This is a genomic window from Streptomyces pilosus, from assembly GCF_014649835.1.
GTDB lineage: Bacteria > Actinomycetota > Actinomycetes > Streptomycetales > Streptomycetaceae > Streptomyces > Streptomyces pilosus.
In genome coordinates, this window is sequence record NZ_BMTU01000007.1 from 276,478 (window position 1) to 300,879 (window position 24,402).

Sequence of the window (24,402 nt, forward strand, 5' to 3'; positions counted from 1 at the left end):
GCGCGCGAGCAAAACCACTCAAAGCGGCGATGTGACTGCGATACTTCGCCGCCGCACTCCGTTCGGGCGACCGGAAACGGGCCCGGATCGTTTGACGCAGCTCACACGGAGGGCGTGCGCCACGGCCGGTGATCTCCGTCATGCTGTCCAGCAGACGGGGACGCGTGCACCGGAACGTCCCGAGCCGCACACGGAGGGATACACCATGGCCGACACCGTGCTCTACGAGGTGAGCGACGGACTCGCGACGATCACGCTGAACCGCCCCGAGGCGATGAACGCGCTGAACGTCGCGGCGAAGGTCGCCCTCCGGGACGCGGTCCGCTCCGCCGCCGCCGACGACGCCGTACGGGCCGTGCTGCTGACCGCGGCCGGTGACCGGGCGTTCTGCGTGGGGCAGGACCTCAAGGAGCACATCGGGCTGCTGATCGAGGACCGGGAGACCGGTTCGGGGCAGACCATGAGCACGGTGCGCGAGCACTACAACCCGATCGTGAAGGCCATCGCCGGGGCCCCGAAGCCGGTGGTCGCGGCGGTGAACGGGGTCGCGGCGGGCGCCGGCTTCGGGTTCGCGCTGGCGGCGGACTACCGGATCGTCGCGGACACGGCGGCGTTCAACACCTCGTTCGCGGGGGTGGCGCTGACCGCCGACTCGGGCATCTCCTGGACGCTGCCGCGGGTGGTCGGCCCCGGGCGCGCCACCGACCTGCTGCTCTTCCCGCGCGGCATCTCCGCGCAGGAGGCGTACGAGCTGGGCATCGCCAACCGTCTGGTGCCGGCGGCGGAGCTCCGCGCGGAGGCGGAGAAGGTGGCCCGCGCGCTGGCCGAGGGGCCGACGGTGGCGTACGCGGCGCTGAAGGAGTCCGTGGCGTACGGGCTGAGCCATTCGCTGGAGGAGGCGCTGGAGAAGGAGGACGAGCTGCAGACCCGGGCGGGCTCCTCCGAGGACCACGCGATCGCGGTGCGGGCGTTCGTGAACAAGGAGAAGCCGCGGTACCTGGGCCGGTGAGGTGTGCCTGCGGCGCTGTCGTGGGGTGGGGTCCGTTCGGGGCCGGGCGCGCAGTTCCCCGCGCCCCTTGGGGGGCTGCGGCGCCGTTCTGAGTGCGGGTTCGTCGTGGCCGGGCGCGCAGTTCCCCGCGCCCCTTGAGGGGCTGCGGCGCCGTCTCAGGTGCTCAGGGGGTGCTTCTCATCGCGCAGGTTTCCAGGTGGTCGTTGACGAGCCCGCAGGCCTGCATGAGGGCGTACGCCGTGGTCGGGCCGACGAAGCGCACGCCCCGCTTCTTGAGGTCCTTGGACAGCGCCGTCGACTCGGGGGTCACCGCCGGGACGTCGGTGAGGGCCTTCGGTGCGGGGCGGCCGGCCGGGTCGGGGGCGTACGACCAGACCAGGGCGTCCAGGGCGCCCGGTTCCCACGTGGCCAACAGGCGCGCGTTGGCGAGCGTCGCGTCGATCTTGGCGCGGTTGCGGATGATGCCGGTGTCGGCCAGCAGGCGCTCGCGGTCGGTGTCGGTGAACTCCGCGACCGCGGCGATCCGGAAGCCGGCGAAGGCGGCGCGGAAGCCGGGGCGGCGCCGCAGGATGGTGATCCAGGACAGGCCGGACTGGAACGCCTCCAGGCTGAGCCGCTCGAACAGGGCGTCGTCCCCGCGCACCGGGCGGCCCCACTCCTCGTCGTGGTACGCCACGTAGTCCGGGGTGGACAGGGCCCAGGGGCAGCGCGGGAGACCGTCCGGGCCGGCGGGGGCCTGTGCCGCCCCGGTCACGGCTGCTCGTCCTCGTGGTGCGGGGCGGGCTTCTCCAGGGACATGTGCGCGGCCGCGGCGCGGGCGCCGGCCAGCGCGGACTCCAGGTCGGCGATCCGGGCGTCGCGCTCGGCGAGCTCGGCGCCGAGGCGGCCGAGGGCGTCGTCCACGTCGGCCATGCGGTAGCCGCGGGCGGCGAGCGGGAAGCGCAGGCCGTCCACGTCCGCGCGGCTGACCGGCCGGTCCGGCGGGAGGTGGTCGACCAGACGCTCGGGGGCGGCGTCGGGCAGCGGGCCGTTGTCGCCGCCGCCCACCACGGCGAGGGTCACCGCGGCGACCACGACGGCGAGCGCCACGACCAGGAAGAGGAACATAACCATCGCCGGGGCCCCCACGGTCGGATGAGTCGGAGTCGGATGTGTGGCTCCGATCGTGCCATGCGAGTCTGACACCCGGGGCCGCCGGGCGGACGCGGCCGGCCCGGGACGGACGCACGAGGAAGAGGTCACGAGGGATGCTCAGGCTGGGCAGGCGGGAATTCGCACCGCACGAGCGGGTGATCATGGCGATCGTGAACCGGACCCCGGACTCCTTCTACGACCAGGGCGCCACGTTCCGCGACGAGCCGGCGCTCACGCGGGTGGAGCAGGCCGTGGCGGAGGGTGCCGCGATCATCGACATCGGCGGGGTGAAGGCCGGCCCCGGCGAGGAGGTGTCCGCGGAGGAGGAGGCGCGGCGGACCGTCGGCTTCGTCGCCGAGGTGCGGCGGCGCTTCCCGGACGTCGTGATCAGCGTGGACACCTGGCGGCACGAGGTCGGTGAGGCGGTGTGCGCGGCGGGCGCGGACGTCCTGAACGACGCGTGGGGCGGGGTCGACCCGCGGCTCGCGGAGGTCGCCGCGCGGTACGGGGCCGGGCTGGTGTGCACCCACACGGGCGGTTCGCAGCCGCGGACGCGGCCGCACCGGGTGGCGTACGACGACGTCATGGCCGACATCCTCGACGTGACGGTGGGGCTGGCGGAGCGGGCGGTGTCGCTGGGGGTGGCGCGGGAGTCGGTGATGATCGATCCGGGGCACGACTTCGGGAAGAACACCCGGCACAGTCTCGAGGCGACGCGGCGGCTGGGGGAGATGGTGGACACCGGGTGGCCGGTGCTGGTGTCGCTGTCCAACAAGGACTTCGTCGGGGAGACGCTGGACCGGCCGGTCAAGGAGCGGGTGGTGGGGACGCTCGCCACGACGGCGGTGTCGGCGTGGCTGGGGGCGCAGGTGTACCGGGTGCACGAGGTCGCGGAGACGCGGCAGGTGCTGGACATGGTGTCCGCGATCGCCGGGGAGCGGGAGCCGGCCGTGGCACGGCGGGGACTTGCGTAGGGGCCGGCCGGGGCCGGCGGGCGGGGGCGCCGCGCTGCTCCCGCCCCGCCGCCGCTCCCGTGCCCGGGGCCCTCGCTAGCGGCCCGCCTCCTTGGAGACCAGGGCCACCGCCTCCTCCACGTCGTCCGTGACGTGGAACAGGAGGAGGTCCTTCTCCGCCGCCTTGCCCGTGGCGATGACCGAGTCGCGCAGCCAGTCGACCAGGCCGCCCCAGTACTCCGTGCCGAACAGGACGATGGGGAACTGGGTGACCTTCTGGGTCTGGACGAGGGTCAGGGCCTCGAAGAGCTCGTCGAGCGTGCCGAGGCCGCCGGGCAGGACCACGAAGCCCTGGGCGTACTTCACGAACATCAGCTTGCGGACGAAGAAGTACCGGAAGTTCAGGCCGATGTCGACGTAGGGGTTCAGGCCCTGCTCGAAGGGCAGCTCGATGCCCAGGCCGACCGACATGCCCTCCGCTTCCAGGGCGCCCTTGTTGGCCGCCTCCATGGCTCCGGGGCCGCCGCCGGTGATCACCGCGAAGCCGGCCTCGACCAGACCCCTGCCGAGCCGCACCCCGGCCTCGTACTCCGGTGAGTCGGCCGGTGTGCGGGCCGAGCCGAAGACGCTGATGGCGGGGGGCAGTTCGGCCAGCGTGCCGAAGCCCTCGATGAACTCGGACTGGATGCGCAGCACCCGCCAGGGGTCGGTGTGCACCCAGTCCGACGGGGCGCGCTCGTCCAGCAGCCGCTGGTCGGTGGTACTGCCCTGCACCTGGTCGCGCCGGCGGAGCACCGGTCCCAGTCGCTTCTCCTCCGGCGGCTGCCGCTTGCCCTCCGGGTTTCCCGTAGCCATGTGCGCTCCCTCCGATTGCCAGGTCGTACCGCCTCAGCGTAGATCCACGCGGGTTACGTACGGGGGACGTCAGCATGTCCACGGGAGGGAGTTCCAAACGCCCCTGGGCCGGTGCGGGTGCGGAGCCGGTCCGTGCGGGCTCAGGCAGTCAGCCAGGCGCGCAGCCGCTCCTCGCCGGCGAGGATCTTCGCCGTGTCCACGCGCTCGTCCCGCTTGTGCGCCAAGTGCGGGTTGCCGGGGCCGTAGTTGACCGCGGGGATGCCCAGCGAGGCGAAGCGGGAGACGTCCGTCCAGCCGTACTTGGGCTGCGGGGTGCCGCCCACCGCCTCGATGAAGGCGGCCGCGGCCGGGTGGGAGAGGCCGGGGAGGGCCGCGCCGCTGTGGTCGTCGACGACGAAGTCGCTCACCCCGCAGTCCGCGAAGACCTCACGGACGTGTGCCAGGGCCTCCTCCTCGCTGCGGTCGGGGGCGTAGCGGAAGTTCACGGTGACGACGCACTCGTCGGGGATGACGTTGCCGGCCACTCCCCCGGAGATGCCGACCGCGTTCAGGCCCTCGCGGTACTCCAGGCCGTCGATCACCGGGTGGCGCGGCTCGTAGGCGGCCAGACGGGCGAGGATCGGGGCGGCGGTGTGGATGGCGTTGGAGCCCATCCAGCCGCGCGCGGAGTGGGCGCGCTCGCCGGTGGTCCTCAGCAGCACCCGCAGCGTGCCCTGGCAGCCGCCCTCCACCTCGCCGTCGGACGGTTCGAGGAGCACGGCGAAGTCGCCCTCCAGCCACTCGGGGTGCGCCTCGGCGACGTGCTTCAGACCGTTGAGGTCGGCGGAGACCTCCTCGTTGTCGTAGAAGACGAAGGTCAGGTCGCGGTTGGGCGCGGGGACCGTGGCCGCGAGGCGCAGCTGGACGGCCACGCCCGCCTTCATGTCGCAGGTGCCGCAGCCCCAGAGCGTGCCGTCGGCGTCGAGCCGGGAGGGGACGTTGTCCGCGATGGGGACGGTGTCGATGTGGCCGGCGAGGATCACCCGCTCCGCGCGCCCCAGCCGGGTCCGGGCCACGACGTTGTTGCCGTACCGGTCGACCGTCAGGTGCGGCAGTGCGCGGAGCGCGGACTCGATCGCGTCCGCGAGGGGCTTCTCGGTGCCGCTCTCGGACGGGAAGTCGACGAGCTGCGCGGTCAGCCGGGCGGCGTCCAGCGTGAGGTCAAGCGGGGTGTCGGCCATGGCCTCGACCCTAACCCGCCGGGCGTCCGCGCACGGTGCGCACCCGGCTCACAGCGAACCGTACTCTCCAGTACCTTGTACGCGTGCCAGAGCCGTCCCTTCCTTCCAAGCGCACGCGTCGCGGCCGTGTTCTCCGCTGGAGCGCGGGCCTCGTGGTGCTTTCCGCGGTCGCCGGGTACGTCGCGGTGCAGTACGACACCGGGGGCACCCGGGGCCCGGGATGCAAGGTCGTCTCCGGCAGGGGCGACGGCGCGACGTACGAGTTCACCCCCGAGCAAGCGGTGAACGCGGCGACGATCACCGCCGTGGGCACCGCGCGCGACCTGCCCGAGCGGGCCGTCACGATCGCGCTGGCGACCGCGCTCCAGGAGTCGGCGCTGCGCAACATCGACTACGGCGACCGCGACTCGCTGGGCCTGTTCCAGCAGCGTCCCTCGCAGGGCTGGGGCACGCCGCAGGAGATCATGGATCCGGTGTACTCGGCGGACAAGTTCTACGAGCACCTGGAGGAGGTGCCGGGCTACACCCGGCTGCCGCTCACGGTCGCCGCGCAGCGGGTGCAGCGCAGCGGTTTCCCGCAGGCGTACGCCAAGCACGAGCCGGACGCGGCCCTGCTGGCCGCCGCCCTCACCGGGCGCTCGGCGGCGACGCTCACCTGCGAGGGCCGTCCCTCGGCGAAGCGGGCGTCGGGCACGGACGGGGTACGCGCCGCACTGGCGCGGGACTTCGGGCGGGACGTGCTGGAGCCGGCCGGTGCGGAGGTGGGGGGCTCGGAGGCGTCCTCGCCGTCCGCGGACGCCTCCGGTGAGGCCGGTGGGGCCGACGGGACCGGTGGGACCGACGGGCGGACGGTGACGATTCCCGTCGCCGGGGACGCCGCCGGTGCGGGAGCCGGGCGGAGCGCCGGGGCGCGGGGCTGGCAGCTCGCCCACTGGGCCGTGGCCAACGCCTCCGAGCTGCGCATAAAGCGGGTGTCGTACGCCGGGCGGGAGTGGGTCGCCGGGACGACCGACGGTGAGTGGCGGCAGGACGACGGCAAGGCGCCGGCGGAGGACGGGGACGGCGGCGCCGGGGCGGTCAGGATCACGACCGTGCAGTAGTGCGGGACGTCCCCCGCAGGCGTTGAACTCGGCCCGTCACGCGGCGCATTGCCAACTCTTTGCGTGGCCGCGCCGCAACCTTCCCGGCGGTGGAGCGGTAGTCACTGCGTCCGAGTTCTCTGCCGTCTAAGGAGCACCATGTCCCTCCCCCTGACCCGTCGGATCGCCCGTGCCGCGCTGCTCGTCGCTGCGGGAGCGGCCGCCGGGGTCGGCGCGGCCGGATCCGCGAGCGCGGCTCCGCAGCTGCCGGCCGCGCCCAGCCTCGGGCTGAACGCCCTCGACGGGGCCACCGACAACGTGTCGAAGGGTGTCGGCAAGGCCACGCCCGACGCGGGCCAGGTGGCGCCGGCGGCGGGCACGACCGTCAAGAAGGCTGTGCCGGTGGTGAAGGAGCTGCCGACGGACTCGCTGGGGAAGGGTGGCGGCCCGGCGAAGAACCTGCCGGTCGAAGGGCTGCCGATCGGCTGACGCCGGCTGTACGGCCACGGGGTCCGGGGTGTTCCCCGGGCCCCGTTCCCTTTGCCGCCCGCGACGGGGGTGCCGGGCACGGACGTGGGTCGGTCCCCGGTGCTGATGGCTGTGTCCACCCGTTCCGCCCCAAGGAACGACTGCCCACAGCCAGGCGTCAGGGGGTCAGGCGGGCCGCTGCTGCCTGGACTCGGGAGTCCGTGGCCGTGAGGGCCACCCGGACGAAGTTCGCGCCCGCCGGGCCGTAGAAGTCGCCGGGGGCCACCAGGATGCCGAGGTCGGCGAGGTGGGCGACGGTGCTCCAGCAGGACTCGTCGCGCGTGGCCCAGAGGTAGAGGCTGGCCTCGCTGTGCTCGATGCGGAAGCCGTGGGCGAGGAGGGCCTCGCGCAGGGCGGTGCGGCGGGCCGCGTAGCGCTCGCGCTGGACGCGGACGTGCTCGTCGTCGCTCAGCGCCGCCACCACGGCGGCCTGCGTCGGCGCGGACGTCATCATCCCGCCGTGCTTGCGGATCTGGAGCAGCGGGCCGAGGACCGCCGGGTCGCCGGCGAGGAAGGCGGCGCGGTAACCGGCGAGGTTGGACCGCTTCGACAGGGAGTGCACCGAGACGATGCCGTCGAGGGAGCCGCCGTTGACGTCGGGGTGCAGCACGGAGACCGGGTCGGCCTCCCAGCCGAGCTCGATGTAGCACTCGTCGGAGAGGACGAGGACGCCGTGCTCGCGGGCCCAGGCGACGGTCCGGGTCAGCTCCTCCTTGGAGAGCACCCGGCCGGTCGGGTTGGACGGGGAGTTCAGCCAGAGCAGCTTCAGGTTCGCCGGGTCCAGCCCGGTCGGGTCGTCGTAGGCCTCGTACCCGGCGCGGGCGAGGCGGGCGCCGACCTCGTACGTCGGGTAGGCGAGGCGCGGGAAGGCGACCTTGTCGCCGGGGCCGAGCCCGAGCTGGGTGGGGAGCCAGGCGACCAGTTCCTTGGAGCCGACGATCGGCAGGACGTGGTGGTGGGTCATCGCACGGGCGCCCAGCCGGCGCTCCGTCCAGCGGGTGATCGCGTCCCGCAGTTCCGGGGTGCCCCAGACGGTCGGGTAGCCCGGGGAGTCCGCCGCGGCGGTCAGGGCCTTCTGGATCGGCTCGGGCACCGGGTCGACGGGCGTGCCGACCGAGAGGTCGACGATGCCGTCGGGGTGCGCGGCGGCCGTCTTCTTGTACGGCTCCAGCTTGTCCCAGGGGAAGGTGGGCAACCGGTCGGAGACTGCGGACACGGGCGGGGGCTCACTTTCTGGTACGGCGAACGCCTCGGTCCCGTACGGCGGTCGGACCGTACGGGACCGGGGCGGCACGTCGGTGCGGGGCCGCTCGCGGGACGGCTACGCCTGCGGCGGCAGCGCGGCGATGAACGGGTGGTCCCGCTCGATCAGGCCCAGCTTGCTGGCGCCGCCGGGCGAGCCGAGCTCGTCGAAGAACTCGACGTTCGCCTTGTAGTAGTCCTTCCACTCCTCGGGAGTGTCGTCCTCGTAGAAGATGGCCTCGACCGGGCAGACCGGTTCACAGGCGCCGCAGTCGACGCATTCGTCCGGGTGGATGTACAAGGACCGCTGGCCCTCGTAGATGCAGTCGACCGGGCACTCCTCGATGCACGCCTTGTCCTTCACGTCGACACAAGGCTGCGCGATGACGTAGGTCACGCTGTCGTTCCTCCTCGATAGGGCGCTGGCGGGCCTCCTCAGGCTCCGCCGCCTGGCGCGCGGGAGCGCGGCGTCGTCGATGCCCGCCCCTAGTATCTCCGTTCCTGGGCACGATCCGAACAGGAGGGGTGAACTGACCTGTGGAAATCTCTGCCGCCGGGCGCCTCGAGGTCCGTATCACCACTGCTGACGTGGGGAAACGGGTCTCCGTACGGAGCTTGATCGAACATGGTCCCCCGGGTGAGAAGTTCACCGACACGGTCGGTGTTCTCACATCATGGGACCACGGTGTGCTGCGAATCACACGGAAGGACGGGGAAAGTGTCCGCATCGCGGAGTCCGCGCTGGTCGCGGGCAAGGTGGTGCCGTCCGCCCCGGCGCGTCGGCGCGGTCCGGCCGCCTCGTACGAGGAGCTGGCACGGGTCTCCGCGCGGGCGTGGCGGCCCGTCGAGAGCGAGCGCCTCGGCGAGTGGGAGCTGCGGGCGGCGAAGGCATTCACCCGGCGGGCCAACTCCGTGCTGCCGCTGGGCGACCCGGGCGTGCCGCTCGACGAGGCGCTGACGGCCGTCCGCGGCTGGTACGGGGCTCGCGGGCTGCCCGCGTACGTGCAGACCGCGACGGGCGCGCAGGGGACGCAGGAGCTGCTCCGCGCGGAGCTGGAGGCGCGGGGCTGGGTGCGGGAGGTGACCGCCGAGCTGTGGGTGGGCCCGTTGGCGCCGGTCGCCGACCAGGGCGGGGAGCCGTCGGATGTGGTGCTGTCGCGGGAGGCCGACGAGGCGTGGCTGGCCCGGTACCGGCGCAAGGGGGTGAGCGAGGTGGCCCTGCGGGTGCTGTCGGGCGGGCCGTCGGTGTGGTTCGCCACGGTGCCGGGCGACGACGCGGACGTGCCCGCCGCCATCGGGCGGTGCGTGGTGGACGGCCGGTGGGCCGGGTTCGCCGCGGTCGAGGTGGATCCGGCACGGCGGCGGCAGGGACTGGCGACCACCGTGATGGCCGCGCTGGCCCGGCGGGCACTGGACGAGGGCGCCTCGGCGGCGTGGCTCCAGGTGGAGGAGGACAACGCGGGCGCGCGGGCGCTGTACGCACACATGGGGTTCGCCGCGCACCACGCGTACCACCACTACCGCGCCCCGGAGGGTGAGGGAGCTCCGTGAGCGGGCACGAACCGGGTATGCGCTCCCCCTACCCCCCGCCGCCCGGGCGCTCGGCCGAACTGCGCCAGCGGTTCGCCGAGGAGGCCCGCAGCGAGCGACCCGGACTGTCCGCGCTGTGCCTGCTGGTGGGCGCCGAGGGCGACGGCACGCTGGACGAGGCGGGCATGGACGCCGCGGAGGTGGAGCTGGACCGGCTGGCCGGTGAGCTGCCCTACCGTCCGGGGTCGCCGCGGGCGTGGGCGTCGGCGCTGCGGGAGCTGCTGGGGGAGCGGTACGGGTTCCACGGCCGGCCGGAGGACTACCAGCGGCTGGAGTCGTCGCTGCTGCACGAGGTGCTGAGGCGGCGCCGCGGCCTGCCGATCCTGCTGTCGGTGGTGTGGCTGGAGGTCGCCCGGCGGGCGGGCGCGCCGGTGTACGGGGTGGCCCTGCCCGGGCACTTCGTGGTCGGGTTCGGGGAGCCGGGCGCGGGGCAGGTGCTGGCCGATCCGTTCGACGGGGGGCGGGTGCTGACCGGGGCGGACGCGGAACTGCTGGTCGCGGGGGCGACGGGGGCGCCGCTGGAGGCGTCGATGCTGACGCCGGCGGGGACGCTGGACGTCGTCCTGCGCATCCTGAACAACGTGCGGGCGTGGGCGGCGGCCCGGCCGGAGCGGTCGGACGTGGGGCTGTGGGCGGTGGACCTGTCGCTGCTGCTGCCCTCGCACGCGGCGCGGCTGCGGTACGAGCGGGCCCGGCTGCTGGTGCAGCGCGGGGAGTTCGCGGCGGGGGCCGGGGAGCTGGAGGCGTACGCGGACGTGGTGGGGGCGGTGGACGAGGGAGCCGCCGAGCAGGTGCGGGGCGAGGCGCTGGCCGCGCGGGCGATGCTGAACTGAGCCGTCCTGTGCCTGATCGGTGCCGTGGTCGCCGTGGCCGGCATCAGGAGCCGCTCACGGGAGGAGGCCGCCGCCGGGGGCGCGGAGGCCCCCGGTGGTCGCCGCCGCCCACTGACGGAACGCGGGAGCGGCGCCGCACGGGTCCGTCCGGGACCCGTGCGGCGCCGCTCCCGTGTGCGCCCGTGGGGGCCGCGTCAGCTGGGGTCGGTCTCGATGACGGCGATGCGCTCGGTCTTGCTCATCAGGGCCTGCCGGAGGGCGCCGTAGACGTCCTGCGGGGTGACGGCCGTCTTCTCGCCGTTGCCCCGGGTGATGAGGACGCCGTCGAAGGTCTGCCCGTACAGCTCCTTCAGGGCGTTCAGGTCGGGCTTGTCGACCAGCTTCCCGCCCACGGCCTGCACCCTGAGGAACTTCCACAGGGACTTCTCGGGGCTCATCGGGATGGAGTGCGCCGGGTCGGTCTGCACCGTCACTATGTCCGACATCGCCGGCTCGGCGAACTCCTTCAGCATCCGGTCGACCTCCGCCTTGGAGACCTTGGGCTGCTGGGGGCTGGTCGGCACGTTCACCGCGGCGGCGGAGCCGGTCTCCACCTGCGTGCGGTACGCCTCCGTCACCACCGAGGACGCCTTGGCCACGTCGATGCCCTGGCCCGCCTTGGGATAGACGGGGACGGCCTTGCCGGACTCGAAGGTGATGGAGCCCTCGGTCACCGAACCGGCACCGCCGGCCGCGTTCTCCAGGGCCGCCTGGAGCTTCTCCTCGTCGACGGGCATGACCGGGTCGACGACGCGCTGCTGGCCGAAGAGCGAGCCGATCACGTTGACCGGGTTGTAGTCGCTGGTGGCGGCCGCGCCGGCGGTGGCGTCGGTGTCGAGCTGCAGACCGGCGTTGTCCGGCTGGAGCTCCACGGTCCTGCCGTCGACGGACAGCTTCAGCGGCGTGTTCAGCCGGTCGTCGAGGGCGGCGTCCAGCTTCTTCACGGCGTCGTCGCGGGTGCCGCCGCCGATGTCGACACCGAGCACGGTGGTGCCCTTGGGCACGTCGGAGCTGTTCATCAGCAGACCGGCGCCGTAGGCGACACCGAGGACGACGACCACACCGGTACCGAGCAGGACGAGCTTGTTGCGCCCCTTCTTCTTCGGCGGCTTGGCGGAGCCCGCGGGGGGCGCGGCGGCCGGCTCGGGGCGTTTGGGGGGCGTCTGCGCGCGGGGGCCGGCCGGGCCGGTGCCGGGCGCGTCGAAGGCCGCGCTCGGGGGGACGACGGGGATGCCGCTGGTGACGGTGTGCCCGGAGACGTTGTCGTGGCGGGGCCCGTAGCCCGGGGTGCCCGGCTCGGCGGGCTGCTGGGGGGTGAGGATCGCGGTGTCGTCACTGAGACCGGTGCCGCCGGGCGGCTGGGCGCCGGGACGGCCGCCCTGCTGCACTCCGGCGGGACCGGGACCGCCCGGAACGCCACCCGTCGGCGGGGCCATCGGGCCGCTGCCGGTCACCGGGCCGCCGGTGGGCCCGGCGGGGCCCTGCGGGCCGGCCGGGTACGCCGGGCCGCCCGGGCCGCGCTGCCCGGGGGGAGCGGTGGGGCCGCCGTCCGGGACGAACGGCGGGTCGTCACGGCGCGGCTCCGCGCGGTCGGCGCCCGGCCGGGTGCCGTTGCCCGCGGGGCCGCCGGCCAGCGCCTCGGTCACGTCGAAGGAGCCGGTGCCGCCGCCGTGGCCGGGGGCGACGGGGCCACCGGTGGCACCGGTCGTGCCGGTCGGTCCGGAACCCGTCGTGGCGCCGGGGCGGGGCCCGCCCGGCGCGCCCATGGCACCGACCACGCCTCCCGGCCGTCCGGCACCCGGCCGCGCACCACCGGGTGCGGCCGGTGCGGCGGGGCCGGCCGGGGCGCCGCCGGTCGCCGCGCCTCCCGAACCGCTCGGCGCACCACTGCCGTTGGCGGAGCCGTCGCCCTGAGTGCCCTTGCCCGAGCCGCCCTTGCGCGGTGCGAACCAGTCGCTGGCCGGCTTGTTCTCGGCCGCCGGCTTGGCGGACTGGGCGGGCTGGGCGGGCCGGGTGGGCAGCGCCGGAAGCGCGGCCGTTTCGGCGGCGGAGGCCGGAGCCGGGGCGGGGGACGGGGCCGCTGACGCCTCGGCCTCCGCGGGGCCCTTGCTCTCCGCGTCCTTGACGGGCTTGCGCACGACGACCGGCGGAATGGGCCGCGACCCGGGGATGTTGATCCGGATCCGGGTGGTCAGCGTGGTCTCGGTCTTGCGTTCCTCCGGTCGCGCGGCCGAACGGCCCGCGTCCGTACCCGCGTCCGGAACCGCCGGAATGCCGTAGGGCGGGGTGCCCGACGGGTAGGCGGCTCCGCCGCGCCCGTTGGGCCCGGAGGACGGAGTGTCAGTTTCACGACTCAAGGCAGGTTCTCCCGGTTGGCTCCGCCGCCCGTCACGACCTCACGGTGGGGGTCCCCCCTGCTCGGGCGAGGCCGAGGGTTCGAGGGAGGCTCGGCGGCGCGCACCACCTTACTGGCCACATCCGGCCCGTATCCCGGTACCGCTGGCGAAACCCACACCGGACCCGCACCCCCCAGACACGGGGAAGTGGTACGTCACTTGCCAAGTCGGGCGGGGTCGCCGTCCGGTTTCCGCCCCCCGCCAAGGGTGGCGCAGATCACAGCCACACCGATGCCACCGAGCAGGAAAAGATACGATCCGGCTCCCGCGGCGAACAGGAAGTCGCCTTCCGGACGGCTGGCCGTGAGCAGGACGACGACGATCATCCACCCGGCGGCGACCGTCACGCCGCCGGCCCGACTGCCCATCACGCGGGCCGCCGCGAGGACCAGTCCGGCCTCGGCGGCGAGCGCCAGCAGCAGTCCGCCGGGGAACCAGGCGGGCTGGACGAGCGCGCCCGCCACGCCGGTCACGGCGCCGAGCAGCAGCAGCCCCAGGTAGGCGACGACCCGCCCCGCGGAGGGCGGGCGCAGCGGCTGCGCCATCATCGGGGCCCGCTCGCCGCTCACGACGCTCCCCCGGCTCCGACTCCGGCGAACAGGTCGCTCTCCCGCACCCCGGGGCGTTCCCCGCGCACCAACTCGTAGTACTCGGTGGTGAAGAGGGGCTGCGCGAGTTCGTTGGACAGCACGAAGTACGGCTCGGCGACGGCGATCTGGGTGGCGTGCGCACGCATCGCGGCGGCCTTGGCGGAGGCGTACGCGGTGCCGTCGATCACGGTGGTGATCCGCTCGTCGTCGACCACGCCCGGTACGTCGTCCACGGCGCCGGCCTTGTCGAACGGCAGCCCGGCGAGGTCGCCGTCCAGCCGGGCGAAGGACTCCTCGACGACGGACCTCGGGACGCGGTTCCAGTACACCTTCGGGATGTCCCAGCCGGACGCGGCGGCGAGCTCGACGGCGCGCATGGCGACGCGGTGGGTCTGGATGTGGTCGGGGTGGCCGTAGCCCCCGTTCTCGTCGTACGTGACGAGGACCTGCGGCCGCACCTCGAGGATCACCTCGGCGAGCGTGGCGGCGGCCTGGTCGACGTCGGCCTGCCAGAAGCAGCCGGGGTCCTCGTTGTCGGGGAGGCCCATCATCCCGGAGTCGCAGTAGCGCCCGGCCCCGCCGAGCAGCCGGAAGTCCGTGACCCCGAGCGCGCGCATGGCGTCCCGCAACTCCCCGAGCCGGTGCCCGCCGAGGGCGGCCCCGCTCAGGTGCCGCAGCTCGTCCGGGATGACCTCACCCCGCTCACCGAGGGTGCAGGTGACCAGCGTCACATGGGCACCCTCGGCGGCATACCGGGCCATGGTCGCGCCGTTGTTGATCGACTCGTCGTCCGGGTGGGCGTGCACCAGCATCAGACGCCGCGCGGGGAGTTCCGTCATGGGTCCACCCTATGAGGCGCCGGCGTTCCGGCAGCGCGGCAGGCCGCGTGCGGGGACGCTCCACTCCCGGCGGTGACGTCCCCGCTAGGGGGCCTCCTGGGATTCCGGGCCGGGTTCCGGTGGTGCGAGGTCGACCTCCGCCCAGACGGTCTTGCGGGGGAAGCGCCCCTCGCTGACCCCCCAGCGGTCCGCTAGCGCCTCCACGAGGAACAGCCCCCGCCCCGACTCGGCACCGGTGCCGGGCTCCCGGAGCACGGGGGGCCGGTCACCGCGCGTGTCGGTGACCTCGATGCGGAGCGTGGCGCCGACCACGTAGAGCGTCAGGCGGAAGCTGCGGCCCGGTACGCGGCCGTGGGTGGCCGCGTTGGCCGCCAGCTCGGCGACGACGTGGCTCGCCGTCTCGTCCGGGAGTCCCCAGTTGCGCAGCGCGTTCACCGCGAGCAGACGGGCGAGGCGGGCGCCGCGCGGGGTGGACGACAGCAGCGTGCTGAAGTTGCGGACCCCGCCGTCGGGTCGGGTCCTGGTCTCGGCGATTTCCTGATTCACGTCACTCAGCGTGGCCGAACGGACATACCGTGTGAGGTGATTGCCCCGCTACGTAGAGCGACCGTCCGGGACGTGTCCGGTGTTGTCCGGACTGTCGATGCGGCTCGGCGCGGGTGGGGCGTGACAGTACGGCACGGCACTACGGAGGGGCGCGCATGTCGGTGAACGGCGGGGCGGTGCGGGTCAGGACCGAGACGGAGCAGACGGACGAACCCGGCTGGGAGGTGGACCCGGACGACGACTGGGCGCTCGCCGTGGTCGCCACCGTGGGGCGGCAGTTGCGGCTCCGGCGCGAGGCCGCGGGCCTGCGGGTTCCCGAGTTCGCGGTGGCGGTGGGGTACGGCGAGGACCTGGTCTACAAGATCGAGACGGGCAAGCGGATCCCCCGGCCCGAGTATCTGGACACGGCGGACGAGGTGCTGGGCGCTGGCGGCCTCATCGCGGCGATGAAGGAGGACGTGAGGAAGGTCCGGTACCCGAAGAAGGTGCGGGACCTCGCGCAGCTGGAGGCCCGGGCGGTCGAGATCGGGGTCTATGAGTGCAGCAGCATCGCGGGCTTGTTGCAGACGCCTGAGCACGCACGCGCACTGTTCGAAGTGCGGCAGCCGCCCTACCCGGTTGAGGAGGTGGACCGTCTGGTGGCCGCACGCATGGCACGGTTGTCGGTCTTCGACCGCTCACCAGCTCCTTCCCTCAGTTTTGTCCTGGAGGAGGCCGTCCTTCGGCGCCGGGTCGGGGGCACAATGGCACGGAAGCAGCAATTCGAACGACTGCTGGAAGTGGGGCGGACGAACAACGTCTCACTCCAGGTCATGCCGATGGACAGCGTGGCCCATCCCGGCATGAGCGGCAGGATCGAGTTGCTGAAGTTCGAGGATGGGACAGCAGTAGGGCGTTCTGATGGCGCCTTCAACGGCCGGCCGACCTCCGAGCCAAGGCAACTGCGCATTCTCGAACTGCGGTATGGCACCATCCGGGCGCAAGCCCTGTCGCCCGGGGAAACGCTGGCCCTGATCGAGCAACTGCAGGGAGAAACATGACCCGCAAGGCCTCCGCCAAGGACACCTCCGACCTGGCATGGTTCAAGAGCAGTTACAGCAGTGGCCCGGAGGGCGACTCGTGCGTCGAAGTCGCCACCGAGCCCAGTACCGTCCACGTGCGCGACTCGAAGAACGCCGGGGGCCCCCGGCTGGCCTTCGCCCCCGCCGCGTGGGCCGGCTTCGTGCCGTACGCGAGGGGAAGCCGATCCCGCGTGTGAAGCTCGTGTGATCATAATGCGCGGGTGTCCACACCTCCCGTGCCGTTGCCCGCCGAGCACATACCGCCCGGCACCGCCGACTGGCGGACCCCCGACGCCCGGCGCTGGCTCGCCGCCGTACCCGCCCGGTGGGCCCAGCCGCTGCGGGCGGTCCTGGCGTACCTCGTCTCCGTGGTCTGGGAACTGGAGGCGGGTCCCGTCCCCGCCTGCACGTCCGCCGCCCCGTGCGGCACCGACTGGCCGGGCCTCGGGGTGGCCGTCGTCATGGTGCTGACCCCGTACTGGGTGTGGCGGCAGCCGCGGCTCGCGCTCGCCGGGCTCGGGGTCGTGTCGGTGGCGCTGGTCGCCGAGGAGGGTCTCGCCGTGTGCGGCCGGCCGTCCGCGCTCGCGTTCTTCCTCGCCGTCGCGTTCATCACCGCGGGGATCCTCCACCGTCTGGCCGCCGCGGCACGGCAGCGGTCGCTGGCCCTGGAGGCGGCCGGACCGGGCGCACAGCCGCTGCCGGCCGCCGCGCGGACGTTCCGCCGGGGCAGGCTCTCCGTCGTCCTGGGCGGACTGCTGCTGGCCGTCGCCGGCTTCGGCCTCTGGCAGGCCCAGCAGGTCGTCGACGCGTACGAGGAGCGGGCCGCGGGCGCCACGGAGCTGTCCGGACGGGTCACCGCCGTGGACCGGGGGGACGAGGACGCCGACGTCGTCACGGTGACGGCCGACGGGCGCACGTACCGCTTCGAGACGGGGTACCCGGAGGACTTCCCCGTGGGCACCCGGGTCGACCTCGTCGTGGACGGCGACTGGAAGGCGCTGGTCGCCGAGCCGTACGACGTCTTCGGCTGGGAGCTGCTGGTGCTGGGCGGCTCCGCCACGGGGCTGGCGTTCCTGGTGAACGGCGTGGCGGGCCGGGTCCGTGCGCGGCGGCTGCGGCGCGGGCCGCTGCCGGTGCTGCACGTGCTGGTGCGCGAGGGTCACGACGACGGCCGCACCTGGGTGTTCGCGGCCGACGACCCCGGGGGCCGCCGGCCGATCCTGCACTTCCACTCGCTGTACGCCGACGACGCCGACGACGACGGGGAGGAGGAGGCGGACGGCCCCGAGGCGGGCGACGACTCCGCGGCCGCCATCGGACTCGGCAGGCTCACGGACATCCTCCGGGGCAAGGACCCCGCCCCGCCACTGCGCGAGGCCGTCCTGTACGGCGTCCCGTACGCCGGCGCCGAAGTCGCCTTCGTCGCGCGCGACGACGCCGACGACGAGGTGGCCGTGGAGTGCAGCGTCAGCGCGGTGAAACCGGCGGCCGCGGGCCGGGACGGGCACCGGCCGCGGCTCCGTGAGCGGGAGCGGACCCGGCGGTCCGCCGGCGAGGTCGCCGCCGGGATGACGCACACGGCGGACCCGCGTGTGTGGAGGGCGCACGGCTTCTCGCGGGCGGTGGGGCTCTTCCTGCTCCTGGTGGAGGGCGGCGGCATCTGGGCCATGCTCGACGAGGAGCCGTCGTGGACCTGGCTGTTCCTGATCGCGGGTGTGCCGTGGCTGGTGACGGCCGTGGCGACGGCGCTGACCTGGCGGATCACCGCCGACCGGGACGGGCTGTGGGTGACCGGGGCGTGGCGCGTCCGGCGGGTCCCGTGGGACGTGATCACGTCCGTGCGGCACTCCGAGGACGGCATCCACGTCGGAAGGGCCAAGGACGACTCCGTGGACCTCTCCCCCACCGGCTTCGCGTGGCTGGAGCGCCGCCTGGGCCGCGAGCCGGCCGCGGAGCGCGTCGCCGACGAACTGCGGGCGCTGCTGCTCCACCCGGAGCTGCGGCCGGAGCGGGAGGCGACGGCGGGGCAGCAGGGCATGCCGGTCGGGCCCCCGCTGGCGGCCCTGTCGGTGCTGTGGGGCGCCGCGGTGCTGCTCCTGCTGTGACGGACGGCCGGGGGGCCGTGCCCGCCCGTCACCGGATGGACGGCGGGGCCCCTCAGACGTCCTGGAGGCGCCGGAAGGGCCGGTCCGCCTCCAGTGCGAAGGCCAGCTCCAGCAGCGTGCGCTCCGCGCCCGGGCGGCCGGAGACCATCACGCCGACCGGCAGTCCGTCCGCCGTCGCGTGCGCGGCGGGTACGGAGATCGACGGGGTGCCGACCACGTTGTTGACCGGGGTGAACGCCACATAGGCGAGGAGCCGTTCGACCAGCGTGTCGTAGGGGACGGTCGGGGCGAGGTGGCCGATCGGCGGGGTGGTGTGGGCCAGGACCGGGGAGAGGATCACGTCGAGGCCCCGGAAGCCCGCCGCGTACGCCTCCCGCGTGCGCTTCAGCCTGCGCACGACGCCCGGCGTGGTCCGCCACCTGCTCACGTACATCTCCCGCAGGCCCCGGCTCAGCCCGTCCATGCGGCGGCGGTCGAAGTCCGCGCCCATCGTCCTGCCGGTCACGCCGATCAGGAACGACAGCAGGCCCCAGTAGGTCAGGAAGTCCTCGGTGAAGTGCGGGTCGATGGAGAGTTCCACCGGCTCCACGGTGTGGCCGAGCCGTTCGAGGCGCTCGGCGGTCTCCGTGACGGCCGTCCGGGTGTCGTCGTCGACGCGGACACCGTTCGGTGAGTCCACCAGCAGGCCGATGCGCAGACGGCGCTCCGAGGGGCCCTCGACGAGGCCGACGGGCGGCAGCTCCGGGTTCCGCCAGTGCTGTTCCGCGGCGGCCAGGAACGCCGCGCTGTCGCGCACCGAGCGGCTGACCACGCCGTCGCTGACCAGGTCGACGGGAAGCCGGCGGCCCTGCGCGTTCGGCACCACCCGGCCGCGGGTCGGCTTCAGGCCGACCAGTCCGCAGCAGGCGGCGGGGATGCGGATCGAGCCGCCGCCGTCGTTGGCGTGGGCGAGGGGCACCGCCCCGGCGGCGACCAGGGCGGCGCTGCCGCCGGAGGAACCGCCCGCCGAGTGGTCCGTGTGCCAGGGGTTGCGGACGGGTTCGGCGCCCTCGAACTCGGTGGTGGGGCTGAAGCCGAACTCGGGCAGCCGGGTCTTGCCGAGGACCGTGACACCGGTGCTCAGGAACTGGCGGGTGAACGGGGCGTGCCGCCGGGCCGCGCGGGGCGCGAAGGCGGCGCTGCCGTGACCGGTGGGCAGGCCCTGGAAGTCGGTGTTGTCCTTGACGAAGGTCGGCACCCCGGCGAGGGCGCCGTCGGGCGCGGAGCCGTGGGCCGGGAGGTCGAGGTGGACCTGGACGGCGTGGAGCCGCTCGTCCGCGGCCCGGACGCGCGCCGACGCCGCACGGGCGGCCTCCGCGGCACCGACCTCTCCCCGGCGGATCGCCGCCGCGAGTCCGACCGCGTCCAGGTCGCCGAGGGCGTCGTCCCGGAAGACGTGCACCCTCGTCCGCGCCCTGCTTCGTTCCCCGCTCTGTTCCTCGGAAGTCGTCACCGTCGGCTCCGCCCTGCGCGCGTGGATGATGGCCCGGCCATCATTGCTTACCGGCGGGTAACACGCGAGGGGCCGGCGGGCACGAGTCGGCGGGATCACCCGCCGCGCCCGCGCGGGAGGCGCGGGGGCGGAGGGCGGGCGGGACGTGGACTCCGGCCGGGTCCCGGGACCCACCACGGGGCCCCGGCCGGAAGAGGGTGCGCGCCACCGCGGGACGGCGCCTAGAAGTTGATGCTGCCGATCATCCCCGCGATGTTCGTCGTCAGCTCGCTGATGGTCGGGGCGATCGTCGACGAGGCCAGGTAGAAGCCGAGCAGCATGCACACCACGGCGTGCCCTGCCTTGAGACCCGACTTCTTGATCAGCAGGAAGACGATGATCGCCAGCAGCACCACCGCCGAAATCGAGAGTGCCACGGCGGCTCACCTCCAAGGATCCCAGGGCGCGGGGGTAGGAATATGGGGGCAGATAAATCCACACAGCAGCCAGCAGGTTCATACCCACTATGCGCTAACGATCATAACTTTCCGTACGTGCGCATCGGTCGGCGCACGGCCGCACAAGGGGGCGCATGGCCAATATGGTCAGGGCATGACGACCGAGGCTGACTCCTTCCCCCGACGGCACGCCCGCACCCTGCGCTTCACGCTCGGCGCGCCGCGTTCGTTCAGCGTGGCGCCCGACGGCTCGCGTGTCGTGTTCCTGCGCTCCAACTCCGGTACCGACCGGGCTCATTCGCTCTGGGTCCTCGACCCCCAGGAGGGCGGGGAGCGCGTGGCCGCCGACCCGCGCGCCCTCCTGGGCGGGACCTCGGAGAACCTCTCCGCCGAGGAACGCGCACGGCGCGAGCGCAGCCGTGAGGGCGGTGCCGGCATCGTCGGCTATGCCACCGACGCGGCCGTCGAGTTGGCGGCTTTCGCCTTGTCAGGGCGGCTCTTCACGGCCGAACTGCGGGCCGGGACCGCGCGCGAACTGCCCGCCGCGGGACCGGTGATCGACCCCCGACCCTCGCCCGACGGCCGGCACGTCGCCTACGTCGCCCGGGGGGCGCTGCGGGTGACCGGGGCCGAGGGGGCGGACGACCGCGCGCTCGCAACCCCCGAGTCGGAGGAGGTCACCTACGGTCTGGCGGAGTTCATCGCGGCCGAGGAGATGGGGCGTTCACGCGGCTTCTGGTGGGCGCCCGAGTCGGACCGGCTGCTGGTGGCGCGGGTGGACGACACGCCGGTGCAGCGGTGGTGGATCTCCGACCCCGCACGTCCGGAGCGTGAGCCGCACCACGTCCGCTATCCCGCGGCGGGCACTCCGAACGCGGACGTGCGGCTGTTCGTGATCGACCTCGGCGGGACGCGCACGGAGGTCTCCTGGGACCGCGTGCGGTACCCCTATCTGGCGCATGTGCACTGGTCAGCCGCGGGGGCCCCGCTGCTGCTCGTACAGGCGCGCGACCAGCGCGGGCAGCTCGTCCTGGCCGTGGACCCGGACTCCGGGGCGACCCGGATGGTGCACGCCGACGAAGATCCAACTTGGCTGGAACTTTTCCCCGGAGTGCCCTGCTGGAGCCCGTCCGGACGGCTGGTGCGGATCGCCGACGAGGGGGGCGCACGACGACTCGCCGTGGGTGAACGACCGCTCACGGGGCACCAGTTGCACATCCGGGCGGTGCTGGACGTGTCCGACGACGACGTGCTGGTCTCGGCGTCGGCGGGCGAGGACGCGGCCACCCCGGAGACCGGCGAGGTGCACGTCTACCGGGTGAACGAACTCGGCGTGGAGCGCGTCTCGCAGGAGCCCGGCGTGCACTCCGCGGTGCGCGCCGGGGGCGTCACCGTGCTCGTGTCCGCCACCCCGGACCGGCCAGGTTCCCGGGCCGTCGTCCTGCGTGACGGGAAACCGACGGCGACTGTCCCCTCGTACGCCGAAGACCCCGGAATGTCCCTCCGGCTGACCCTGACCCAGGGGGGCGCACGCCGCATCCCGTGCGCCGTGCTTATGCCTCGTGACTACGCCGGTGACACCCTTCTCCCGGTGCTCATGGACCCCTATGGCGGTCCGCACGGCCAGCGGGTGGTGGCCGCCCACAATCCGCACCTGACCTCCCAGTGGTTCGCCGACCAGGGTTTCGCGGTGATCGTCGCGGACGGCCGCGGCACACCCGGCCGCTCCCCCGCCTGGGAGAAGTCCATCAGGGACGACATCGCGGCGGTCGTCGTGGAGGACCAGGTCGACGCGCTGCGCTCGCTCGCCGGTGACTTCCCGCTCGACCTGGACCGGGTCGCGATCCGCGGCTGGTCCTTCGGCGGCTACCTGGCCGCCCTCGCGGCGCTGCGCCGCCCCGACGTCTTCCACGCGGCCGTGGTGGGCGCCCCCGTCACCGACCTGCGCCTCTACGACACGCACTACCAGGAACGCTACGTCGGCCTGCCCGACGAGCAGCCGGAGGTCTACCGCCGCAACTCGGTGATCGACGACGCGGGACTGGTCGACGCCGCCGAACCGCACCGCCCGATGATGGTCATCCACGGGCTGGCCGACGACAACGTGGTGGTCGCCCACTCGCTGCGGCTGTCCTCGGCGCTGCTCGCGGCCGGCCGCCCGCACGAGGTCCTCCCCCTGTCCGGCGTCACGCACATGACCCCGCAGGAGGAGGTCGCCGAGAACCTGCTCCGCCTCCAGCTCGACTTCCTCAGGCGCTCCCTGGGCCTGACGAACACGGGCGAAACGCGTTAACACCGGGGCAACTTCGCGGAAGCGGTCCCGATATACGGACACGGGAAGCTGAACAGCGTGCGGCCGTGCGGGTGCCGTGAGCGGGCCGGGGTGCAGCCATGTCACCCCGGCCCGCCGCCGTGTCCCCACGGCCCGTCGCCGTGTCCCCGCGGCCCGTCACGGTGTCCCTCCGCCGGCACCACATGCTTCTCTTCGGCGAAGTGGCAGGCCGAGTCGTGCGCCGCCGGACCGCCCGCCGCCTCGAACCAGGCGGGCACCGCGAGCGCCGGGACCTCGCGCGCGCAGCGCTCCTGCGCCTTCCAGCAGCGGGTGCGGAAGCGGCAGCCGGAGGGGATGTTCGTCGGGGAGGGGACGTCCCCGCTGAGGATGATCCGCTCCCGGTGCTCCCGGGCCTCCGGGTCCGGCACGGGGACGGCGGAGAGCAGCGCCTGGGTGTAGGGGTGGGTGGGGTGCTCGTAGATCTCGGTGTCCGTGCCCGTCTCCACGATCCGCCCGAGGTACATCACCCCGACCCGGTCGGAGATGTGCCGGACGATCGACAGGTCGTGGGCGATGAAGACGTAGGCGAGCTCGAACTCGCTCTGCAGCCGGTCCATCAGGTTGATGACCTGCGCCTGCACCGAGACGTCCAGCGCGGAGACCGGCTCGTCGGCGACGATGACCTCCGGCCGCAGCGCCAGCCCGCGCGCGATGCCGATGCGCTGGCGCTGGCCGCCGGAGAACTGGTGCGGATAGCGGTTGATGTACTCCGGGTTGAGGCCGACCACGTCCAGCAGCTCCCGCACCCGTCGGCGCCGGTCGCCCTTGGGGGCCACCTCGGGGTGGATGTCGTACGGCTCCCCGATGATGTCGCCCACCGTCATGCGCGGGTTGAGGGAGGTGTACGGGTCCTGGAACACCATCTGGATGTTGCGGCGCACCGCCTTGAGGGCCCGGCCCGACAGGCGGGTGATGTCCTCGCCCTTGTAGCGGATCGAACCGGCCGTCGGGCGCTCCAGGTTGACCAGCATCTTGGCGACCGTCGACTTGCCGCAGCCCGACTCGCCGACGATGCCCAGCGTCTCGCCCCGGCCCAGGCGGAAGTCCACGCCGTCGACCGCGCGCACCGCGCCGACCTGCTTGCGGAAGACGACGCCCCGCGTCAGCGGGTAGTGCTTGACCAGGCCGCTGACCTCCAGAATCGGCTCAGTCATCCATGCACTCCCTCCAGAAGTGGCAGGCACTCCCCCGCGTCGGCGACACCTCGTACAGCGGCGGCTCGTCGGTGCGGCAGACGTCCCGGGCCAGGGGGCAGCGGGGGTGGAAGGCGCAGCCCGGCGGGATGCTCATGAGGTTGGGCGGCAGCCCCTTGATGGCGTAGAGCTCCTGGCCCTTCTGGTCCAGGCGGGGGATCGACTCCAGCAGGCCCCGGGTGTAGGGGTGGGCCGGGGCCTTGTAGATGTCGTGGACCGGCGCCGACTCGACGATCCGGCCCGCGTACATCACGGCGATGCGGTCGGCGACGTCGGCGACCACGCCGAGGTCGTGGGTGATCAGGATCAGGCCCATGCGGTACTCGCGCTGGAGCTCGGCCAGCAGTTCCATCACCTGTGCCTGGACGGTGACGTCCAGGGCGGTGGTCGGCTCGTCGGCGATGATCAGGGCGGGCTCCAGGGCCAGCGCCATGGCGATCATGATGCGCTGGCGCATGCCGCCGGAGAACTGGTGCGGGTACTGCTTGACCCGCTCCCGGGCGGCCGGGATGCGCACCCGGTCCATCAGCTCGACGGCCTTGGCCCGAGCGTCCTTGCGGGACATGCCCCGGTGCACGGTGAACATCTCGCCGAGCTGGTCGCCGACGCTGAGCACGGGGTTCAGCGACGACAGCGCGTCCTGGAAGATCATCGCCATCCCGGCGCCCCGGACCCGCCGGCGTTCGTCCTCCTTGAGCCTCAGCAGGTCGCGCCCCTGGAAGACGACCTCGCCGCCGGTGATCCGGCCGGGCGGGATGTCGAGGATCCCCATGACGGCCTGCGCGGTCACCGACTTGCCGGAGCCGGACTCGCCGAGCACGGCCAGGGTCTCGCCGGCGTCCACGCCGTAGCTGACCCCGTTGACGGCCTTGGCGACCCCGTCACGGGTGTGGAACTCCACGTGCAGGTCCCGCACTTCGAGCAGCACG

24 protein-coding genes are annotated in these 24,402 nt (G+C 73.6%); 10 read left to right on the forward strand and 14 right to left on the reverse strand.

The genetic code is table 11. The features are described from left to right. Nucleotides 1-205: 205 nt before the first annotated feature. Complete coding sequence (gene chcB, locus IE118_RS20120; protein WP_189559351.1) at nucleotides 206-1,009, forward strand: 2-cyclohexenylcarbonyl CoA isomerase; 804 nt, start codon at nucleotides 206-208, stop codon at nucleotides 1,007-1,009. A 163-nt stretch (nucleotides 1,010-1,172) separates the two neighbouring features. On the opposite strand, the gene IE118_RS20125 is transcribed toward chcB, so the two are convergent. Together IE118_RS20125 and IE118_RS20130 are read right to left on the reverse strand one after the other, a co-directional pair. After that, the gene (locus tag IE118_RS20125; protein ID WP_189559352.1) at nucleotides 1,173-1,763 is read right to left on the reverse strand and encodes a DNA-3-methyladenine glycosylase I; all 591 of its coding nucleotides are present in this window, start codon (nucleotides 1,761-1,763) and stop codon (nucleotides 1,173-1,175) included. Next, on the reverse strand, nucleotides 1,760-2,122 hold the full coding sequence (locus IE118_RS20130) for a DivIVA domain-containing protein (RefSeq protein WP_189559353.1): 363 nt from the start codon (nucleotides 2,120-2,122) through the stop codon (nucleotides 1,760-1,762). Before IE118_RS20130 ends, IE118_RS20125 begins: the two co-directional genes overlap by 4 nt. Before the next feature lie 134 nt (nucleotides 2,123-2,256). On the opposite strand from IE118_RS20130, the gene folP reads away from it, so the two are divergent. Beyond that, a complete protein-coding gene (folP, locus tag IE118_RS20135) occupies nucleotides 2,257-3,117 on the forward strand; it encodes a dihydropteroate synthase (RefSeq protein WP_189559354.1) in 861 nt (286 codons plus the stop codon). 75 nt (nucleotides 3,118-3,192) lie between these two features. Here folP and IE118_RS20140 read toward each other — a convergent pair whose 3' ends face one another. Together IE118_RS20140 and dapE are read right to left on the reverse strand one after the other, a co-directional pair. Continuing rightward, a complete protein-coding gene (locus IE118_RS20140) occupies nucleotides 3,193-3,951 on the reverse strand; it encodes an LOG family protein (RefSeq protein WP_189559355.1) in 759 nt (252 codons plus the stop codon). 140 nt (nucleotides 3,952-4,091) lie between these two features. After that, nucleotides 4,092-5,171 (reverse strand): succinyl-diaminopimelate desuccinylase, encoded by a 1,080-nt coding sequence (dapE, locus tag IE118_RS20145; RefSeq protein ID WP_189559356.1) that lies wholly within the window; start codon nucleotides 5,169-5,171, stop codon nucleotides 4,092-4,094. 83 nt (nucleotides 5,172-5,254) lie between these two features. On the opposite strand from dapE, the gene IE118_RS20150 reads away from it, so the two are divergent. After that, nucleotides 5,255-6,271: a heavy metal transporter gene (locus IE118_RS20150; RefSeq protein WP_189559357.1), complete on the forward strand. Its 1,017-nt coding sequence runs from the start codon at nucleotides 5,255-5,257 to the stop codon at nucleotides 6,269-6,271. A 138-nt stretch (nucleotides 6,272-6,409) separates the two neighbouring features. Beyond that, the gene (locus IE118_RS20155; RefSeq protein WP_189559358.1) at nucleotides 6,410-6,739 is read left to right on the forward strand and encodes an ATP-binding protein; all 330 of its coding nucleotides are present in this window, start codon (nucleotides 6,410-6,412) and stop codon (nucleotides 6,737-6,739) included. A gap of 157 nt (nucleotides 6,740-6,896) precedes the next feature. Here the strand turns inward: IE118_RS20155 and IE118_RS20160 are convergent, their stop codons facing one another. Beyond that, nucleotides 6,897-7,994: a bifunctional succinyldiaminopimelate transaminase/glutamate-prephenate aminotransferase gene (locus IE118_RS20160; protein WP_189559359.1), complete on the reverse strand. Its 1,098-nt coding sequence runs from the start codon at nucleotides 7,992-7,994 to the stop codon at nucleotides 6,897-6,899. A 105-nt stretch (nucleotides 7,995-8,099) separates the two neighbouring features. Continuing rightward, on the reverse strand, nucleotides 8,100-8,417 hold the full coding sequence (gene fdxA / locus IE118_RS20165) for a ferredoxin (protein WP_004926152.1): 318 nt from the start codon (nucleotides 8,415-8,417) through the stop codon (nucleotides 8,100-8,102). A 140-nt stretch (nucleotides 8,418-8,557) separates the two neighbouring features. Between fdxA and IE118_RS20170 the strand changes: the two genes are divergently transcribed. Further along, nucleotides 8,558-9,571 carry a GNAT family N-acetyltransferase gene (locus IE118_RS20170; protein ID WP_189559360.1) on the forward strand — a complete coding sequence of 338 codons (1,014 nt, stop codon included), beginning with the start codon at nucleotides 8,558-8,560 and terminating at the stop codon, nucleotides 9,569-9,571. Between the two features lie 17 nt (nucleotides 9,572-9,588). Continuing rightward, on the forward strand, nucleotides 9,589-10,443 hold the full coding sequence (locus tag IE118_RS20175) for a transglutaminase-like and tetratricopeptide repeat-containing protein (protein WP_189559361.1): 855 nt from the start codon (nucleotides 9,589-9,591) through the stop codon (nucleotides 10,441-10,443). A 194-nt stretch (nucleotides 10,444-10,637) separates the two neighbouring features. Here IE118_RS20175 and IE118_RS20180 read toward each other — a convergent pair whose 3' ends face one another. The 4 genes from IE118_RS20180 to IE118_RS20195 form a co-directional block, all read right to left on the reverse strand. After that, on the reverse strand, nucleotides 10,638-12,839 hold the full coding sequence (locus tag IE118_RS20180) for a hypothetical protein (protein WP_189559362.1): 2,202 nt from the start codon (nucleotides 12,837-12,839) through the stop codon (nucleotides 10,638-10,640). A gap of 194 nt (nucleotides 12,840-13,033) precedes the next feature. After that, complete coding sequence (locus IE118_RS20185; protein WP_189559429.1) at nucleotides 13,034-13,426, reverse strand: DUF6113 family protein; 393 nt, start codon at nucleotides 13,424-13,426, stop codon at nucleotides 13,034-13,036. Between the two features lie 17 nt (nucleotides 13,427-13,443). Further along, nucleotides 13,444-14,307, reverse strand: coding sequence for an N-acetyl-1-D-myo-inositol-2-amino-2-deoxy-alpha-D-glucopyranoside deacetylase (gene mshB, locus IE118_RS20190; RefSeq protein ID WP_189559363.1), 864 nt, complete (start codon nucleotides 14,305-14,307; stop codon nucleotides 13,444-13,446). Between the two features lie 84 nt (nucleotides 14,308-14,391). Further along, nucleotides 14,392-14,853, reverse strand: coding sequence for an ATP-binding protein (locus IE118_RS20195; protein ID WP_373303205.1), 462 nt, complete (start codon nucleotides 14,851-14,853; stop codon nucleotides 14,392-14,394). A gap of 155 nt (nucleotides 14,854-15,008) precedes the next feature. Between IE118_RS20195 and IE118_RS20200 the strand changes: the two genes are divergently transcribed. The 3 genes from IE118_RS20200 to IE118_RS20210 are packed head-to-tail and all read left to right on the forward strand — an operon-like array spanning nucleotide 15,009 to nucleotide 18,019. Further along, on the forward strand, nucleotides 15,009-15,893 hold the full coding sequence (locus IE118_RS20200) for a helix-turn-helix domain-containing protein (protein ID WP_189559364.1): 885 nt from the start codon (nucleotides 15,009-15,011) through the stop codon (nucleotides 15,891-15,893). Next, entirely contained in the window at nucleotides 15,890-16,111 is a 222-nt protein-coding gene (locus IE118_RS20205) for a DUF397 domain-containing protein (RefSeq protein ID WP_189559365.1), read from the forward strand. Before IE118_RS20200 ends, IE118_RS20205 begins: the two co-directional genes overlap by 4 nt. 24 nt (nucleotides 16,112-16,135) lie before the next feature. Then, nucleotides 16,136-18,019: a hypothetical protein gene (locus IE118_RS20210; protein WP_229846871.1), complete on the forward strand. Its 1,884-nt coding sequence runs from the start codon at nucleotides 16,136-16,138 to the stop codon at nucleotides 18,017-18,019. Nucleotides 18,020-18,071: 52 nt separating this feature from the next. Here IE118_RS20210 and IE118_RS20215 read toward each other — a convergent pair whose 3' ends face one another. Next, nucleotides 18,072-19,511: an amidase gene (locus IE118_RS20215; RefSeq protein WP_189559366.1), complete on the reverse strand. Its 1,440-nt coding sequence runs from the start codon at nucleotides 19,509-19,511 to the stop codon at nucleotides 18,072-18,074. 221 nt (nucleotides 19,512-19,732) lie between these two features. Further along, nucleotides 19,733-19,927 carry a hypothetical protein gene (locus IE118_RS20220; RefSeq protein ID WP_030860044.1) on the reverse strand — a complete coding sequence of 65 codons (195 nt, stop codon included), beginning with the start codon at nucleotides 19,925-19,927 and terminating at the stop codon, nucleotides 19,733-19,735. A 175-nt stretch (nucleotides 19,928-20,102) separates the two neighbouring features. Here IE118_RS20220 and IE118_RS20225 point away from each other — a divergent pair, with 175 nt between their 5' ends. Further along, complete coding sequence (locus IE118_RS20225; protein WP_189559367.1) at nucleotides 20,103-22,241, forward strand: S9 family peptidase; 2,139 nt, start codon at nucleotides 20,103-20,105, stop codon at nucleotides 22,239-22,241. A 101-nt stretch (nucleotides 22,242-22,342) separates the two neighbouring features. Here IE118_RS20225 and IE118_RS20230 read toward each other — a convergent pair whose 3' ends face one another. Beyond that, nucleotides 22,343-23,434, reverse strand: coding sequence for an ABC transporter ATP-binding protein (locus IE118_RS20230; RefSeq protein ID WP_189559368.1), 1,092 nt, complete (start codon nucleotides 23,432-23,434; stop codon nucleotides 22,343-22,345). Continuing rightward, complete coding sequence (locus tag IE118_RS20235; RefSeq protein ID WP_189559369.1) at nucleotides 23,427-24,401, reverse strand: ABC transporter ATP-binding protein; 975 nt, start codon at nucleotides 24,399-24,401, stop codon at nucleotides 23,427-23,429. Before IE118_RS20235 ends, IE118_RS20230 begins: the two co-directional genes overlap by 8 nt. Nucleotide 24,402 lies beyond the last annotated feature (1 nt).

Excerpts from the sequence above, each read along its gene's own strand:
- chcB (WP_189559351.1), top strand. The coding sequence starts at position 206 with ATGGCCGACACCGTGCTCTACGAGGTGAGCGACGGACTCGCGACGATC.
- IE118_RS20130 (WP_189559353.1), bottom strand. The coding sequence starts at position 2,122 with ATGGTTATGTTCCTCTTCCTGGTCGTGGCGCTCGCCGTCGTGGTCGCC.
- folP (WP_189559354.1), top strand. The coding sequence starts at position 2,257 with ATGCTCAGGCTGGGCAGGCGGGAATTCGCACCGCACGAGCGGGTGATC.
- IE118_RS20140 (WP_189559355.1), bottom strand. The coding sequence starts at position 3,951 with ATGGCTACGGGAAACCCGGAGGGCAAGCGGCAGCCGCCGGAGGAGAAG.
- dapE (WP_189559356.1), bottom strand. The coding sequence starts at position 5,171 with ATGGCCGACACCCCGCTTGACCTCACGCTGGACGCCGCCCGGCTGACC.
- IE118_RS20155 (WP_189559358.1), top strand. The coding sequence starts at position 6,410 with ATGTCCCTCCCCCTGACCCGTCGGATCGCCCGTGCCGCGCTGCTCGTC.
- IE118_RS20175 (WP_189559361.1), top strand. The coding sequence starts at position 9,589 with ATGCGCTCCCCCTACCCCCCGCCGCCCGGGCGCTCGGCCGAACTGCGC.
- IE118_RS20185 (WP_189559429.1), bottom strand. The coding sequence starts at position 13,426 with ATGATGGCGCAGCCGCTGCGCCCGCCCTCCGCGGGGCGGGTCGTCGCC.
- mshB (WP_189559363.1), bottom strand. The coding sequence starts at position 14,307 with ATGACGGAACTCCCCGCGCGGCGTCTGATGCTGGTGCACGCCCACCCG.
- IE118_RS20200 (WP_189559364.1), top strand. The coding sequence starts at position 15,009 with ATGTCGGTGAACGGCGGGGCGGTGCGGGTCAGGACCGAGACGGAGCAG.
- IE118_RS20205 (WP_189559365.1), top strand. The coding sequence starts at position 15,890 with ATGACCCGCAAGGCCTCCGCCAAGGACACCTCCGACCTGGCATGGTTC.
- IE118_RS20225 (WP_189559367.1), top strand. The coding sequence starts at position 20,103 with ATGACGACCGAGGCTGACTCCTTCCCCCGACGGCACGCCCGCACCCTG.
- IE118_RS20230 (WP_189559368.1), bottom strand. The coding sequence starts at position 23,434 with ATGACTGAGCCGATTCTGGAGGTCAGCGGCCTGGTCAAGCACTACCCG.